This window comes from Knoellia sinensis KCTC 19936 (assembly GCF_000768705.1).
In the GTDB taxonomy this organism is placed as follows: domain Bacteria; phylum Actinomycetota; class Actinomycetes; order Actinomycetales; family Dermatophilaceae; genus Knoellia; species Knoellia sinensis.
Genome location: NZ_AVPJ01000001.1, coordinates 212,022 through 227,702 on the forward strand (window position 1 = coordinate 212,022; position 15,681 = coordinate 227,702).

Annotated in this window: 14 protein-coding genes; 3 read left to right on the forward strand and 11 right to left on the reverse strand. The window is 65.6% G+C overall.

All coding sequences use genetic code 11. The features are described from left to right. Nucleotides 1–36: 36 nt before the first annotated feature. The 6 genes from N802_RS01030 to N802_RS01055 form a co-directional block, all read right to left on the reverse strand. Nucleotides 37–2,469, reverse strand: coding sequence for a polyribonucleotide nucleotidyltransferase (locus tag N802_RS01030; protein WP_035910943.1), 2,433 nt, complete (start codon nucleotides 2,467–2,469; stop codon nucleotides 37–39). A gap of 153 nt (nucleotides 2,470–2,622) precedes the next feature. Beyond that, entirely contained in the window at nucleotides 2,623–2,892 is a 270-nt protein-coding gene (gene rpsO, locus N802_RS01035; protein ID WP_035910946.1) for a 30S ribosomal protein S15, read from the reverse strand. 119 nt (nucleotides 2,893–3,011) lie between these two features. Next, entirely contained in the window at nucleotides 3,012–3,581 is a 570-nt protein-coding gene (locus tag N802_RS01040) for an arsenate reductase/protein-tyrosine-phosphatase family protein (protein ID WP_245613784.1), read from the reverse strand. A 120-nt stretch (nucleotides 3,582–3,701) separates the two neighbouring features. After that, entirely contained in the window at nucleotides 3,702–4,136 is a 435-nt protein-coding gene (locus N802_RS20115) for a hypothetical protein (protein ID WP_156971222.1), read from the reverse strand. A gap of 217 nt (nucleotides 4,137–4,353) precedes the next feature. Then, nucleotides 4,354–4,653, reverse strand: a complete 300-nt coding sequence (locus tag N802_RS01050) for a hypothetical protein (RefSeq protein ID WP_156971223.1) — start codon at nucleotides 4,651–4,653, stop codon at nucleotides 4,354–4,356. Further along, nucleotides 4,653–5,543 carry a nucleotidyltransferase family protein gene (locus N802_RS01055; protein ID WP_035911731.1) on the reverse strand — a complete coding sequence of 297 codons (891 nt, stop codon included), beginning with the start codon at nucleotides 5,541–5,543 and terminating at the stop codon, nucleotides 4,653–4,655. The genes N802_RS01050 and N802_RS01055 overlap by 1 nt, the downstream gene beginning before the upstream one ends. An 82-nt stretch (nucleotides 5,544–5,625) precedes the next feature. Between N802_RS01055 and N802_RS01060 the strand changes: the two genes are divergently transcribed. Next, nucleotides 5,626–6,570, forward strand: coding sequence for an NAD-dependent epimerase/dehydratase family protein (locus N802_RS01060; protein ID WP_035910953.1), 945 nt, complete (start codon nucleotides 5,626–5,628; stop codon nucleotides 6,568–6,570). A gap of 13 nt (nucleotides 6,571–6,583) precedes the next feature. Continuing rightward, the gene (locus tag N802_RS01065; RefSeq protein WP_156971224.1) at nucleotides 6,584–7,633 is read left to right on the forward strand and encodes an O-antigen ligase family protein; all 1,050 of its coding nucleotides are present in this window, start codon (nucleotides 6,584–6,586) and stop codon (nucleotides 7,631–7,633) included. On the opposite strand, the gene N802_RS01070 is transcribed toward N802_RS01065, so the two are convergent. Together N802_RS01070 and asnB are read right to left on the reverse strand one after the other, a co-directional pair. Further along, nucleotides 7,586–8,578, reverse strand: a complete 993-nt coding sequence (locus tag N802_RS01070; protein ID WP_035910957.1) for a GNAT family N-acetyltransferase — start codon at nucleotides 8,576–8,578, stop codon at nucleotides 7,586–7,588. The genes N802_RS01065 and N802_RS01070 overlap by 48 nt on opposite strands. Then, a complete protein-coding gene (gene asnB / locus N802_RS01075; protein ID WP_035910960.1) occupies nucleotides 8,575–10,479 on the reverse strand; it encodes an asparagine synthase (glutamine-hydrolyzing) in 1,905 nt (634 codons plus the stop codon). The genes N802_RS01070 and asnB overlap by 4 nt, the downstream gene beginning before the upstream one ends. 88 nt (nucleotides 10,480–10,567) lie before the next feature. On the opposite strand from asnB, the gene N802_RS01080 reads away from it, so the two are divergent. Further along, complete coding sequence (locus N802_RS01080) at nucleotides 10,568–11,704, forward strand: glycosyltransferase (protein WP_035910963.1); 1,137 nt, start codon at nucleotides 10,568–10,570, stop codon at nucleotides 11,702–11,704. A gap of 34 nt (nucleotides 11,705–11,738) precedes the next feature. Here the strand turns inward: N802_RS01080 and N802_RS01085 are convergent, their stop codons facing one another. The 3 genes from N802_RS01085 to N802_RS01095 are packed head-to-tail and all read right to left on the reverse strand — an operon-like array spanning nucleotide 11,739 to nucleotide 15,533. Further along, nucleotides 11,739–12,560, reverse strand: coding sequence for a polysaccharide deacetylase family protein (locus N802_RS01085; RefSeq protein WP_035910966.1), 822 nt, complete (start codon nucleotides 12,558–12,560; stop codon nucleotides 11,739–11,741). Beyond that, the gene (locus N802_RS01090; RefSeq protein WP_245613786.1) at nucleotides 12,553–13,932 is read right to left on the reverse strand and encodes a hypothetical protein; all 1,380 of its coding nucleotides are present in this window, start codon (nucleotides 13,930–13,932) and stop codon (nucleotides 12,553–12,555) included. The genes N802_RS01085 and N802_RS01090 overlap by 8 nt, the downstream gene beginning before the upstream one ends. 5 nt (nucleotides 13,933–13,937) lie before the next feature. Continuing rightward, nucleotides 13,938–15,533 (reverse strand): polysaccharide biosynthesis tyrosine autokinase, encoded by a 1,596-nt coding sequence (locus N802_RS01095; protein WP_035910969.1) that lies wholly within the window; start codon nucleotides 15,531–15,533, stop codon nucleotides 13,938–13,940. Nucleotides 15,534–15,681: the final 148 nt, after the last annotated feature.

A 15,681-nucleotide genomic window follows, 5' to 3' on the forward strand; every position in this document is an offset into this window, starting at 1 on the left:
TATGCCGTCCCGTCATCCATTCACAGGACCGTCAGGTCAGTCGCCGGAAGCGTCTCCCGCGTCCGAACGCTGACCGCGACCACGGCCACCGCGACGGCGGCTGCGCTGGCGACGCTCGCCGCGCTCCTCGCCACCCTCAGCGGTCTCGGCACCCTCGGCGGACTCGGTGGAGTCGTCGCCGTCGGCGTCGACGTCACCGTTGTCGGCCTGGGCGGGCGCCTCGTCTGCAGGAGCGGCGTCGCCGCCCTCACCCTCGGCGAGGACCGCGGCGAGCGAGAGCTTGCCGCGCGGGTCGATCTCCTTGAGCTCGACCTGGACCTTCTGGCCGACTGCGAGGACGTCCTCGACGGCGTCGATCCGCTTGCCACCGACGAGCTTGCGCACCTCGGAGATGTGCAGCAGGCCGTCCTTGCCCGGGAGGAGCGAGATGAACGCGCCGAAGGTCGTCGTCTTGACGACGGTCCCCAGGAAGCGCTCGCCGATCTCCGGCATCTGCGGGTTCGCGATGGCGTTGATCGCCGCACGGGCGGCCTCGGCCGAGGGGCCGTCGGTCGCACCGATGTAGACGGTGCCGTCGTCCTCGATCGAGATGTCGGCGCCGGTCTCCTCCTGGATCTGGTTGATCATCTTGCCCTTCGGGCCGATGACCTCACCGATCTTGTCAACGGGGACCTTGACCGCGATGACGCGAGGAGCGAACGGGCTCATCTCGTCGGGAGCGTCGATGGCCTCGTTCATGACGTCGAGGATGTGGAGGCGGGCCTCACGGGCCTGGGTGAGCGCGCCACCGAGCACGTCGGCGGGAATGCCGTCGAGCTTGGTGTCGAGCTGGATGGCCGTGACGAACTCGCGCGTGCCGGCAACCTTGAAGTCCATGTCGCCGAACGCGTCCTCGGCGCCGAGGATGTCGGTGAGTGCGGCGTACTGCGTCTCGCCGTCGACCTCAGCCGTGACAAGACCCATCGCGATGCCCGCGACCGGCGCGCGCAGCGGCACACCGGCGTTGAGGAGCGACAGGGTCGAGGCGCAGACCGAACCCATGGAGGTCGAGCCGTTGGAGCCGAGAGCCTCGGAAACCTGGCGGATCGCGTAGGGGAACTCCTCGCGGGTCGGGAGGACCGGCATGAGGGCGCGCTCCGCGAGCGCTCCGTGGCCGATCTCGCGGCGCTTCGGCGAACCGACACGACCCGTCTCACCGGTGGAGAACGGCGGGAAGTTGTAGTTGTGCATGTAGCGCTTGCGCGTCACCGGCGACAACGTGTCGAGCTGCTGCTCCATGCGGAGCATGTTGAGCGTCGTGACACCCATGATCTGGGTCTCGCCACGCTCGAAGATCGCCGAGCCGTGGACACGCGGCAGGACCTCGACCTCGGCGCTGAGCGCGCGGATGTCGGCGAGGCCACGGCCGTCGATGCGCACCTTGTCCTTGATGATTCGCCCACGGATGAGCTTCTTCTGGACGGCGCGGTAGGCGGCCGACACCTCCTTCTCACGACCGGCGAACTCGCCGGCGGTGCCAGAACCCGACTCCGGGTTGAAGTCGCCCACGAGCGCGAGGTGGAGTTCGGACTTGATCTCGTCGAGGCGGTCCTCGCGCTCCTGCTTGCCCGCGATCTGCAGGGCGGCGTCGGCGTCGGCGGTGACCTTGGCCTCGACAGCGGCGTAGACGTCGTCCTGGTAGTCCAGGAAGATGGGGAACTCCTCGACCGGCTTGGCAGCCTTGGCGGCGAGCTCGGCCTGAGCCTCGCAGAGGACCTTGATGAAGCCCTTCGCGGCCTCGAGGCCCTGTGCGACGACATCCTCGGTCGGAGCCTGCTTGCCCTCGTCCTTGACGAGGTTCCAGGTGCTGTCGGTGGCCTCGGCCTCGACCATCATGATGGCGACGTCGTCGCCCGCGACACGGCCGGCCACGACCATGTCGAAGGTCGAGCGCTCGATGTCGGAGAACTGCGGGAAGGCGACCCACTGGCCGTCGATGAGCGACAGACGCGTTGCACCGATCGGGCCGGAGAACGGCAGACCGGAGATCTGCGTGGAGGCCGACGCGGCGTTGATCGCGAGGACGTCGTACTGGGCGTCAGGGTTGAGCGCCAGGACGGAGATGACGACCTGGACCTCGTTGCGCAGACCCTTCTTGAAGGTCGGGCGCAGCGGACGGTCGATGAGGCGGCAGGTGAGGATCGCCTCGGTGGAGGGGCGGCCCTCACGACGGAAGAACGAACCGGGGATCTTGCCCGCGGCATACATGCGCTCTTCGACGTCGACCGTCAGGGGGAAGAAGTCGAAACCCTCGCGAGGGGACTTCCCGGCAGTGGTGGTGGAGAGGAGCATCGTGTCCTCGTCCAGGTATGCGGCGACTGCGCCGCCGGCCTGCTTGGCCAGGCGCCCGGTCTCGAACCGGACAGTGCGGGTGCCGAACTTGCCGTTGTCAATGGTGGCTTCGGCGAACGTGATCTCAGGACCCTCCATGGGTCCTCCTTTTCTTGAGTTCCAACGAACCGCGTGCATCGTCGTTGTGCACGGGCGTGCTTCTGTTTGTGCAGTCTCTATGAAGTTGTGGTCCTACACATCCGAAAGAGCGGCCCTCCATGATGGAGAGCCGCTCCGACGGAAACTCGGGTGTCAGCGACGCAGGCCGAGGCGCTTGATCAGCGAGCGGTAGCGCTCGATGTCGATGCTCTCGAGGTAGCGGAGCAGGCGACGGCGGCGGCCGACGAGCAGCAGCAGGCCACGACGGCTGTGGTGGTCGTGCTTGTGCTCACGGGAGTGCTCGGTGAGGTCGAGGATGCGCTGCGTGAGGAGCGCGATCTGGACCTCCGGGGAGCCCGTGTCGCCCTCGGTCGTGGCGTACTCGGACATGATCTTCTTCTTGACGTCTGCGTCCAAAGGCATGGGCGACTGACTCCTTCTGATGTGGTTGCGCGGCGCTTCCGGGCTGGTTCACCGGGGCTCTCTGAGTCCGCGGCCGGTTTTCACGGCGGGTCAAGGCTACCAGCGGCCAGACTGCCGCCCTAATCGCTGAGAACTGCGGGTATGCCGGCCAGCACCGGCACGATCACGGCGAGGGCTTCGTCGATCTCCAGTGCGCAGGCGCGCGCCGCGGCGCGTCCCCGCTTGTACGGGTCAGCCACGTCGCGCTGCATGCCGTCCGACACAGCCTGTGAGTACACCTGATCGAGCAGGGCCAGTCCGCGCTCCGGCGCTTCCAGAGCGGCGATCGAGTCCGCCAGTTGGTGCAGCCCAAAGACTTTGATTGCGTGCTCCGGAAAGGAGCTCGTGATCCGCAGGCGATGGACATACTCATGAGTGATCACAAGATCGGTCTCGGTCAGGACGGAATTCGTCACGGACCGGCTGACGTGACCATTGGGCTCTCCCCCGCGCTCGCGCAGCTGGTGCCCCATCTCCGGGTCCATTCCGCGACCGGGATAGCCCGGGATACCGGCGCTCGCAACCTGGAGGCCGGAGTTCTCCGCCAGTTGCGCGGCGCGTCGCTCGGCGTAGGGCGAGCGGCTGATGTTCGCCGTGCACACGAAGAGGACACGCAACGGTGCCTCCACGTCGTCCTGTCGCCGCCTCACCCTGACAGGCTAAATCCCTGACCAAACGTCCGGATGCAGAAGTGTCGAACTGCCCCGCTAGCACTGAACCGGTGTGCGCTCGCCAAGGCGAGTGCACACCGGTTCAGTGTCGAGCGGAAATCAAGGCCTGACGCACGTGCCCAGAGGCTCGTTGAGCTCTTCGCATTCCTGAGGTGCCGTGACGATCACGAAGTTCGGGTTTCCTGCGGACGGAAGCAGGGCCTGGGCAGGCGTAGCTCCGAAGTAGAGCCGCAGGTTGATCGAGCTGTTGCCGCTCGTGAAGTGGACGGTGTCGCTGCACCCACCGACCGGAACCGCGATCGTGAGGCCAGGCGACAGTTCAGGATTGGCCCCCGTGTTCGCACGAACGCTGACGTAGAGCACGCCATCCGAATCCGGGCAGGTGGTTCCGTTATTGCAGATGCTGACGAAGTAGTCCTTGTCGTTCTGGCCGGAACCGGTGCAGCGGCAACTGTTCTGGCTGAACGTCAGTGTAGGGATGCACACGCTGGCCGACGCCGCAGGAGCCACGGCCACGGCCGCGACCGCAGGCACGGCCCAAGCTGCCCCCTTGGCAATGGATCGCCGACCAATCGTTGGCGAAGCGCTCTGTCCGGTCATTTCTAGAACCCCTGTCTGAACCAATGGGCATGCACTATCGGGCACAACCCTAGCGGGGCCGTACCGACGCCCCCGACGGTTCGGGTGATTGATCATAACGTTTTGGTAACGGACTCATACCCTTGACGTGGCACTGAATGGAAGCGATCCATCAAACTGGGCGATGTTCCAGGAGCCCGTCGGCAACCAGCGACTCCAGGTAGTCCCGGATCAGAGGTTCGATCGAACCGACGCTCTCCCCCGTTGCCGACGCCACTGCAGACGCGACGTCTGTGACCCCCTCGGCAGCCAGGAGCCAAAGGATCGCCCCCATGCCGCTCAGGACCAGTGGTACGCCGTCTGGGAGCGACAGGAGGTACACCGTCTCAGCGGCTCCGGCTTGCGATCCGATCCCGTGGTCGGAATCGGCCTCGATGACGTCGTATGCAACGGAATCCGGCACCCGGAACATCACGCCCGCCGTCCGCGGTCGAGCCCCAGGTCCCGTGCCAGGGCGCGCGTTCCACGACCGATCTGCCCTCCGAACGCCCGGACCATGTCCCACGTCGTGGGTGGCCTGCCAAGCGCCACCGCGAGGCGTTGGCGTTTCGGCAGGAGCAGCCTCAACCCGGTTCTCATGGCGGACTTTCTGCTGGGGGCTGCCCGCACCCGCGCCCGCCAGAGCCGCGCTTGCGACGCTTCCCCCTCCGACAGAGCGAGCCACAGATCGTGTGACCGGGCTGACTTCACTGTGTCCAGCCGACCGGTCCCGGCGGCGAGTGCAACGCGCGCGTCCACGTCCCTTGCCAAGTCATCGATGGCGAGTTGGTCCGCTGGGGACAGCTCCAGCCATGCCTCTCGAACCTCGGCGAGGTGGGCGGTGGAGCGTCCACGTGCGGCATGAAGGATCAGAATCATCCGCTGCGCAGGTATCGACGGGACGCAGACGTCGCGTCCGGCCAGGACGACAGTTCGGCGGGAGGCCCACAATCTCTCGAACGCCTTCTCGGGATCACCCTCTACGCCTGGGAAGTAGCGGTGGAGGTCGGCATTCGCCAAGCCCTGGCGGGCCAGCGTGGCTGCGTGCTCGAAAGGCGAGCCGTCCTCGAACTCGTACAACACTGTCCAGCCGTGCATCGCCAAGGCCCTTTCGAGACGTTGCACATGGCTCGGACGGACCAAGACGTCGGCGTCCACACTCCCGCGGTTGCCGTAGCCGCGCCCACGCATCGCTTCCGCTTCCAGCTCAACTGCTGGCCCCTTGATGTGGAGCACCTCTGCCCCCACCTCTTCAGCGACGAACTGCACGACCGCATGCGCGAAAGCCACTGCTGTTCGAACCGGCATCGTGGCGTCACGCATGGCCACTAGGCTACGAGTTCGCGGTGCGTGCGATGGCGCAGACGCAGGGAACACGTGATGGATGAGCGAATTGGGGAAGCGCGTGAAGGTTGTGATCACCGGCGGAGCCGGATTCATCGGCGCCAATCTGGGTCGGGAACTCCTCTCCCGGCCCGAGGTCGACGAGGTGGTCGCCCTCGATGACCTCTCCACAGGGTCGCGCGCGAACCTCGGTGGCACCGACATCCGGCTGATCGAAGGAACGATCCTCGACCCAGCGGCACTCGACGAGGCCTGCTCGGGTGCGAGTTCGATCGTCCACCTCGGTGCCCTCCCATCGGTTCCCCGATCGGTCATCGATCCCATCGCTTCGCATCACGCCAACGCCACGGGCACGCTTGAGGTCCTCCAGGCTGCCCGTCGCGCCGGCGATCTGCATGTCGTGTCGGCCTCGTCATCGTCGGTCTATGGCGCCAACCGTGAACTGCCCAAGCGAGAGAGCATGCGCACCGCGCCCATTTCTCCGTATGCCGTGAGCAAGCAGGCCACCGAGGCCTACACCTTGTCGTTCGGTCACACCTACGGCCTGCCGACCCTCGCCTTCCGCTTCTTCAACGTCTACGGCCCGCTGCAAGCGGCTGGCCATGCGTATGCCGCGGTGTTGCCTGCATTCATCGACGCAGCCCTTCGTGGGGTCCCGTTGACGATCCACGGCGACGGCGAGCAGACGCGTGACTTCACGTATGTCGGCACGGTGTCCCGGGTGATCGCTGATGCGGTCGTCGGTCGTGTCTCTGATCTTGAAGCGGTCAACCTCGCCTTCGGCAGCCGCACGTCCCTCAACGCCGTCGTCGACGAGTTGGCCGACACCTTGGGTGGACGCCCGGCTGTCGAACACGTCGAACCGCGCGCTGGTGACGTCCGCGACTCGCAGGCCGACAACTCACGGCTTCGTTCACATTTCCCGGACGTCTCCCCCGTGCCACTTCGTGAGGGGCTTGAGGCCACTGTGGAGTGGTTCCGCAGCCTCCCTGAGTACGCCAACTGACCCAGATTCCGTCGTGCGACCGTTTCGGAACGTCCTCGGGTGGCCGGAACTGGCGGGGATGGGCCTGCTGGGGGCGTGGGCGGTCTGGTCGCTCAGTTCGATGTTGCGCTCCGATTGGGGTCTGTCGCCAGGGCTGCCATATCTCCTTGCCCCCGTCGCGCTGATCGTTGGGGTGGGCTTTGGTTCTTGGTGCCGCGCGCACGCACCCTCCATGGGGTTCATCGTCGCCCTGGGCAGTGTCACCATCATCCTTCTGCTCGGCGTGCTCCTGACCGGCGGTCCCGCCAAGCAGCCCCTCGAATATGCGAACGCGAACGCTGCCCTGGCGGTGCAGGTTGTGGCGCTGTGCGGCCTCGCGCTGGCGACCCAGCCCCGTAGTCGCCACCCGGCCGTGAGTGCGGTCCTCGCACTCGGTGTGCTCACGGTCGTGCTCAACCGATCCGTGGCCGGCACATCACTCGTGCTGCCGCTCACGCTCGTCATCGGCCTGGTTGTCTGGCTGCGACCTGAGCGGCGGCTGTGGACGGCCATCGCCGTCGCCACGAGTGCTGTCGCGGCGACGGTCTCGGCGGCGGTCGTCGTCCAGGCCGCTGAAGCGCCCCACTTCCCGGGCTGGGCCGATCGAGCGTTCGACTCCGCGAGGGAGCGACTCTGGCAGGACGCCGCCGCCCTGTGGCGTGAGAGCCCCTTCTTGGGCTCGGGTCCCGGTTCGTTCGCGAAAACAAGCGCCTTGACGGCTGATCCTGACACGATGTCGGCCCACTCAGCGGTCCTGCAGGTCGGAGCCGAGACAGGTTGGGTCGGAGTGGGATTCATGGTGCTCGTTGCGCTGGGTGGTCTCGTGTGGGCAGCGCGCGGTCATGCTCCCGAAGCGATCATCGCTGTGGCGGCATGGACCGCACTCTTGGTGCACAGCCAAGTCGACCACCTTCTTGACTTCGGCTCCGTCGTCGTCGCCGCCGGCATCGTGATCGGCTGGGCAGGAGCCAGCCGAAGCCCGCGCCTTGCGGCCTCGTCAGAACAGTTCGACGTCACCCAAAGTGAGAGCCCATTCACCAGGTGAGGGCGGCGACGCCGCCAGTGGTCTGGTCGTGAGCAGTGGTCCTTGCTTGGGCAGCGGCACTAGGCCCGCCGACCGGCTCGTACGCAGTCCGATGGCGTAGTCGGCCCCCGTTTCCGTGAGCACGCGGCGTACCAGCCGAACCCCGGTTCGGGAATTGGGAACGAACTGCTCAAGGATCGCAGCCTCGACGGCATCGCCTCGACGACGGAGCCGGAAGACGACGCCTCCACCGCCCGGGTCACCGGCAGACGCGAGCAGGATCCGATAGTGCAGCGGGCCAAACGATGTTCGCCACGCGAGATAGGCCGGCGTCCGATCGGTTCTCACTCCAGAAGTCGGTGAATGGCGCAGGATCTCGTCTGCGAACTCCGGTTGGGCCAACGCCAGAGTCGCGTCCTCACCCACCTGGGTCGACTCTGACCAAAGGCTCGCTGGCACCTTCGAGGTCGCCATGGCGACCAATGACTTGGGACCACGCGGCATCACACCCACGGGAAGTCGCCTCGCGAGCGTCCACCCCATCTTGAGGTAGCCCGGTCGACTCTGATCGTTCGGCGTGTTGAAGACGATGCCATCTCCGGCCAGGGTCAGCTCAGCCACGCCCTTCAGGGTGAGGGTCCTGAAGATGCCCAAACCCCGATACTCCGGGTCAGTCGCGGTGTCCACGGCCCTCACGGCGCGGATCCTTCGCCCGTCCCCGTCGACGAAGGTCCACCGGAGGAAGGTACGGAGGCCGACAACCCTTCCCTCGTGAAGCGCCACCCATGACGGCGAAGCACCAAAGGGATTCTCACGATGCTTCCACCTGAAGAACGCCTCGTTGGGATCCTCTTGGCGCCATCCGAGCGATGCCCGGCACAAGGCGAGAATGGCTGGCTCGTCCTCGGGACGGGCCGAGCGAACTTCGAGATCCTCGGGAGCAACGTCGTCGCGCTGTGGTGTCACTGCTCTGCTCCTTCGAGCCAGGACTGAAGCATGAGAATCGTCCAGAGTGCGTAGTCGTTGTTCCGACTGCCCGAGTTGTGATCGGCCAACGCTTTGACGATCGGCTCCGGCCTCAGCAGTCCCTGTTGTCGCAGACGGTCCGGCGAGAGCAGATCGTGCGACCAGTCGTGCAGCGGCCCTCGTAGCCATTCGGCAACCGGCGGATCAAACCCAACCTTGGGCCGGTCCCACAGGTGCCGAGGCACGTACTGGGCGAGCACCTCGCGCACGAGCCACTTGCCCTGACCCTTCCGAACCTTCGCACGTTCGGGCATTCGCCAGGTCAACTCGACGAAGCGGTGGTCGAGGAAGGGGACACGCACCTCAAGAGCCACAGCCATGCTCGCCCGATCGACCTTGACCAGCATGTCATCAGGCAGGGTGCGCAGTTGGTCTTCAAGCATCATCCGGGCCAAGGGCGACGCCCCGCTGCCCAAGGGGACTGAGTCCGCTCCCCCGCCAGGTGCGGCCAACATCACCGACGCCGGATCCCACTGGGTCGCGAGCGAGCGGTACGCCGCCATCGGACTGCTGGCGGCGAGCAGGCCGGCCAGTTTGTGAGCCTTCGTCCCGACCGCGGGCAGTCTGCCTGGCAGACGCCGCCCCCAACGGTCCCAGGTTTCAGGTCCGCCGGCCGTGATGACACGGGCGGCGCCGTCCCGCAGGGGGCGTGGCGCGGCAAGGAGCCACGAAACTGGTCCATCAGCCACGCGATACCGGTTGTATCCGCCCAAGATCTCGTCTGCCCCATCGCCGCTCAGGCAGACCGTGACGTGCTGCCGTGCGGCAGCACAGAGGAGGGCGGTGGGAACACCTGACGGGTCGGCGAAGGGCTCGTCGTACAACGATGCTGCGCGTGACGCCAGATCGAGCGGGTCGATCTGGGCCAGTTCCAGCGTGGTGTGGTCCGTCCCGAGGTGGCGCGCCACTGCGGCAGCAGCCGTCGACTCGTCGGCCTCGCCACCCACTGCGACCGTGTATGTGCGCACCGGCTGAGAGGACACAGCCTGCGCCAGGGCAACGACGGTCGACGAGTCCACCCCTCCGGACAAGAACGCACCGACGGGGACATCGGCCGACAGTCGTCGGCGCACCGATTGGCGCAATGCCGAATCTGTGACCTGGAGAAGCTCGCGGTCCGTGAGATCCAACGGATCGGCGAGGCCTTGCGATGCCACCTCGGCGAGCGACCAGTAGGGAACAGGCTTCTGCGGGACTCCCGTGGCTGAGACCCGAACCACCGAGCCGGGTGGCACCTTCTCGAACCCCGGAAGAATTGAGTGCGGACCTGGGACAAACCCGTAGCGCAGATATTCGGCCAACGCAGCGGGATCCGGAGTCGTGCTCACATTCGGCAGCCGACGGATGGCCCCCAATTCCGAGGCAAACGCGAAGGCTCCCGCGACGCGTCCGTAGTACAGAGGCTTCTCCCCTACCCGATCTCTGGCGAGAATGAGCACCTGCTCCAGCCGATCCCATACACCGAGCGCAAACATTCCGTCGACGGCACTGAACGCCTGCTCAGGGCCACGTCGAGCGATCAACTCGAGTAGCACCTCGGTGTCCGAGTGACCACGGAAGGACACGCCTTCGGCCTCGAGGGAACGCCGGTGCTCCACGTGGTCGTAGATCTCACCGTTGAGGACAAGCACCCAACGACCATCAGCCGAGATCATGGGCTGATGTCCCGCCGGGGAAAGGTCAACGATCGACAACCGCCGATGGCCAAGCGCAACACCTCGGTCGGCATCGAGCCACTGACCCGAGTCGTCCGGCCCACGGTGGGACACGGCTACCGACATACGGTGGAGAAGGCTGTCGAGATCGCGGTCTGCAGCCAGTAGCCCGACCACACCGCACATATCTGCTGGTTCCCCTCAGGTCCGGCGATCAGGCCCCTCTGCAGGAGCCACTCGAAGTATACGGAACTGGATCCGGCAGAATCGCAGGATGATCGACTCTGGGGGCACTCAACCAGCACCGATCAAGGTTCTGTGGCTGATCAAGGGACTGGGCCCGGGGGGCGCCGAACAACTCCTCGTCTCAACGGCACGGGTCGCGGACCACCGTCGCTTCGCCTACCAAGTGGCCTACATGAGGCGGGACAAGGACCACCTCGTCTCCCGACTCGCTGACGCCGGAGTCTCGGTCAGGCTGTTGAGCAGCGGGCGGTTGGGACGCCTGCTGTGGCCTGTTCGGCTGCGGCACCTCATGCGCAGCCACGACGTGGTCCACGCCCACTCACCGCTGATGGCAGGCGTGGCGCGGCTGGTGGCCAAAACCATCCCATCGGGGAGTCGTCCAGTCACCGTGTCGACGGAGCACAACGTGTGGGGCAACTTCTCGCCACCGACGCGCCTTCTCAATGCGACGACCGCCGTTTTGGACAGCCAAAGGTGGGCCGTCTCTGAGGAGGTGCGCCGCTCCATGTGGCGTCCCCTTCGGAAGAAGACCGACGCCTTGGTTCACGGAATCGTGCAGTCGGATGCCCTTCTCGAAGAAGGAGTGCGAGCACGTATCCGCCGCAGCCTTGGGATCCCCGAAGGCGCAATCGTGGGCATCACGGTCGCCAATCTCCGGAAGGAGAAGGACTATCCGAACCTGCTCCAGGGCGCTCGGATCGCCCTGCAAAGTCGGGATGACCTCATCATCCTCGCGGTCGGGCAGGGACCGCTGGCTGACGAGATCAGCTCACTCCATGCTCGGTTGGGACTTGGCGACAAGGTGCGGTTGCTGGGTTATCGGACGGACGTGCCGGAACTGTTGGCGGCTTCAGACATTTTCGTGCTTGCCTCGGCCTTCGAAGGCCTCCCCGTGTCGATCATGGAGGCCATGCATGCAGGACTGCCGGTCGTGGCAACTGCTGTCGGAGGGGTGCCGGAGGCCGTCACCGAGGGAAGGACAGGGCTTCTCGTCGAGGCTCGAGATGCGTCGTCGCTGGCACAGGCCGTCGTGGCGCTGGCAAGCGACGCTGCGCTACGCGCCCGTATGTCGGTTGCCGCTCGGGAGGACAGCAAGGTCTTCGATATTCGCACCGCAGTCACCGAACAGGAGCGTCGCTACGCCGAGTTGGCCGTTGGCCCCTGAACCGGGCATGGCCGCAAGGGGGTCCTCTCGGCGATCAGCCGCGAACCCCGAGCGATTTCGCCAGCCTCACGATCCGTGCGTAGGTCCTTTCGGGTCCGAGCTGCCCCGCCAACTTGGCCGCGAAGAAGGCGGCCGGATCACTCTGGCGCACAGGCACTCTCAGGAGACGCATTCGATCTGTGGTGGGCAGGTTGCGCCCGAGTTCCCCGGAAGACGCACTACGGAAACGCTCGCGTAGCGGCCCCTCCATGCCTGGAACCCGGACGCCCCACGGATACGTGAAGTGTCGCGGCGTGACTCCAAGATTCTGCTTGATCGCTTCTGTGCAGGCATCCAGTTCATCCGGCCCCAAGTTCCCGGGCGGGACATGGTTGTGCGTGTGATTACCGATCGTGCACAGCCCCGAGTCGACGAGCTCGCGCAGCTGCACCCACGACATCCCTCTGCCCGCTGATCCCTTGGCCGTTGACCCCTCCCAGACCATGGGTCTGGATACGAAACTCGAAGCCAGATAGACCGTGAACGGGACCGCTCGCTCCCTGAGGAGTGGCCACGCGTTCTCGTACACGTCCTCGAACCCGTCGTCGAAGGTCAGAACGACGCTCGGGCGCAGGTCACCAGCGTCAAGACGGTCCAGGGCGGTGTCGAGACTCACGACGTCATGCCTCACCAACTCGTCGACCTGCTGGGCAAAGGCCGGCACCGGCAGATCCAGCTCATCGGCCGTTCCACCACCAACACGGTGGTAGATGAGCAGGGTGGCCCCCTGCGCGGCACTCTCCAGTTGCAGACGAGCCAGACCCTGCTTGAGTCGGCCACGAGACCCCAAGCGGCTGCCTTGAACGTCGTCAGGCACGGAGTGAGTGTCGTCGGAAACCTCCAAAATGATCCACCTCCTCCCGAGCATCGACCTCTGTCCCTTCCGGTTGATCATCCTCACGACCCATGGGCAGCGCGAGGAGGACGAGGAAGAAGGGCAGCAGCAGAACTCGTTGCCTGGCAAGAATCCCGAAGTTTGCGAATCCAGCGAAGGCCACGACAAACGCGAGCGCGTACACGACTGCAAACATGACGTAGGGGTTGCGACGCATGATTCCGGGCAACCGCTTCAGTCGGGGCCAGGAGCGCACCGCCAGCACCAGAAGGAACACCCCCTCAAGGCTTTGGACGAGCATCTGCCCATTCCCTGCCTCCCACGGGAAGGGACGGAACAGGACGGTGATCGCAGCCATCGGCACCCCGAGTGGGGAGCTGAGTGAGACCGGGGTGAATTCGGAACCCCCTTGGGTTGTTCTGCCACCGGCCATATCGAGCGCCGCTGACACGCTCTCCCAGTTGATGTCATCGGTCCCCAAGAGTTCGGCAGACTGCGTGGCCAGAATCGACGCAGCGCCCACCATGACCCCGAGGCCCGCAATCTTGCTGAGGATGCCGGTCACCTCTTTGGAAGCAGGACGGAAGAGTTGTGCGGTCAGCAACGCAGCGAAGAGGAGTACCGCAATGTGTGGCCTGATGATCCCCGTGCCGAAGGCGCCGATCGCGAGGAGCGCCAAGGCGCCACGCTGACCTGCAAAGAACTTCGCAGCGCCCAGTGCGGTCACACCAACGAACAGCAGGATCCACGATTCCTTGCCGATGGAGGAAGGCCAGTAGAGGAAGGAAGGGAGCAGGAAGACGAGGAGGGCGTATCGCCTGTGGTCGCCTCCCGGGAGTGCCACTCGAAAGGCGCGGTACAGCAGGTACACCCCCCAGAAGGCGAAGGACGCGAAGACGAAGAAGCCGGCCAAGGTCGTCGGACCGATGACGGTATAGACGGCGGTGGTGATCAGTTCCATGTACTGCGTGCCCCGGGCGTTGCTCAGATCCCAGGTGACAACCCCCTGTCGCCAGGTCCGGTACTGAAAAGCAGCGGCGAGGTTGTAGCGCTCCGCATCCGTGGCTCCGTCGTACACGACATAGGCCACGTAGTACCGCACGAGTGTCCCGACCATCTTGGCAGCGAAGGCCCCTGCCATGACCGCGCCAAGCCATCGCCCGGGCTCTCGAGAGGCAACTCGCCAGATGAGGATCGCGTTGACCCAGATCACCGCCGGGACGACGACCATCGCTCCCCACACGTTGTAGGACTGGAGGCCAATGGCCCATGCCCAAAGGACCGCAAATCCTGCACCAACAAGAGCGGCCAGAGCGACGGCGACTGCCCACAGCCGCCCCGAGGTCCAGACCACGGGAACTAGTGCGATGAGTGGCGCGAACGCCTACTCGGCGCAGCGTCCTGGGGATCGTCCACCCGAGGTGGCAAGGACCAGCGATCGACCTCCGGAGCGCTCGCGTGCTGAGGTACGGCAACGGAGGGGGCGCTGGGCTGCTGCCGTGGATCGAGCTCCATCTTGGGCGAAGGACTGTCACGCTGTGGACGGGCCGTGTCGCCATATCCGTACGAGTGGCCGTAGCCGTCTGCTCGTCGACCGCGGGCCCCCACGAGCACGACGCCGCTGATGGGCACCTGGAATCGGCCCAGCAACTCGGCGACGCGGCGCGCCGCGACGTCGGTCAGACGTCCGCTTCGAACGACCAGGACGACGGTGTCAACGATCGGAAGGATGTCGAAGACGTCGCTGGCCGCCAAGAGAGGCGCCGAGTCGATGATGACGACATCGGCCAGCTCACGCACCTCCGCAAGCAGATGCCCCATGCGACTTGCGAGCGAGGCGGGGTGTGTCAACCGCGTCCCTGCAGTGATGATGCGAACCGCCGGCACGTTTGTTGGGCGAATCAGCGCCTCCAGCGGGGTGTCCTCGTTGTCGCTGATGTAGTCCGAGATCCCAGCACCCTGCGGGACATCGAAGAGTGTGTGCGTGTTCGGCGACCGAAGATCTGCGTCCAGCACGAGAACTCGCTGACCAGTCTCGGCGAAACTCGCGGCGAGGTTGGCGACCGTGGTCGTCTTGCCCTCGGCAGCATTCCCGGACGTCACCAGGATGAGCCGCGCACCCTCCACAACCGGCCGGGGTTCAGGCCGCGCTGCGCGACGACCCATGTACTCGCCAGGAGCCTGCCGGCTCACCGTGTGCATGAGGGCTGTACGAGCAGCGCGATACGCATCCGAGTAGGGGGACAAGGGGTCGACTGCGACGGTGATCGTCCGTTCGCCCTTCTGCGAGCGCTTCAGGCGCGGCACCTCAGCGATGATCGGCAGGCGCAGACCGGCGTGCACCTCATCACGGGTGCGCAGCCGCGAATCCACGCGCTGCAGGACCAAGGCCAAGGCGAACCCAAGAAGCAAACCCACCAATGCCGCGAGGGCAGCGCGCAACGGCCGCGACGGAGGCACCACGAAACCTCCGCCGATCTCATCCGGAATCGGAGTCGCCTCTTGCAGGATCGTGACCACTGCACGCCCCACGCCAGGGCGGGGTTTCGCAAAGAACGCGACGGTTTGCTTGGCGAAGGCATTCGCGGTCTCTGCGGCTTTGGCGCCATCGCGATCAGAAGCGGCGATCGTCAGCGCGGCACCGGAAGGATCCGACGTGATGGTCACCTGGGATGCCAGAATCGCGGGATCGCCCTCAAACTCAAGAGCCTTGGCAGCCGCAGTCGGGATCGCACCAGTCTTGGCGTACAGCACTACTCGATCCACGGATACCTGTTCGTCCGCCGTCGCAGCGCTGACGAGCACAGTCGCCGTTGCGGTGTACGAGGGTGCGTCCTTCACTGAGGATGCGTTGGCAGGCGTGAGGAACCACGTCACCAAGCCAGCCACCGCGGCACAGATGACGATGACTATCCAACGCTGTCGGATGATCCGGATGTAGTCCTGCAGTGTCACTCTCGTCTACTCCCTGCCGGCGGTTCGCAGCGCCCCCACGTCAGCATGCACATCGCTTCCGATCGCGCGGACAATCACGTCCGACTCTAACTGGCCGCGGCTGAGAACGGGACTGGTTCTCTGGATCGCCCGCGCGCAGATGCCCATG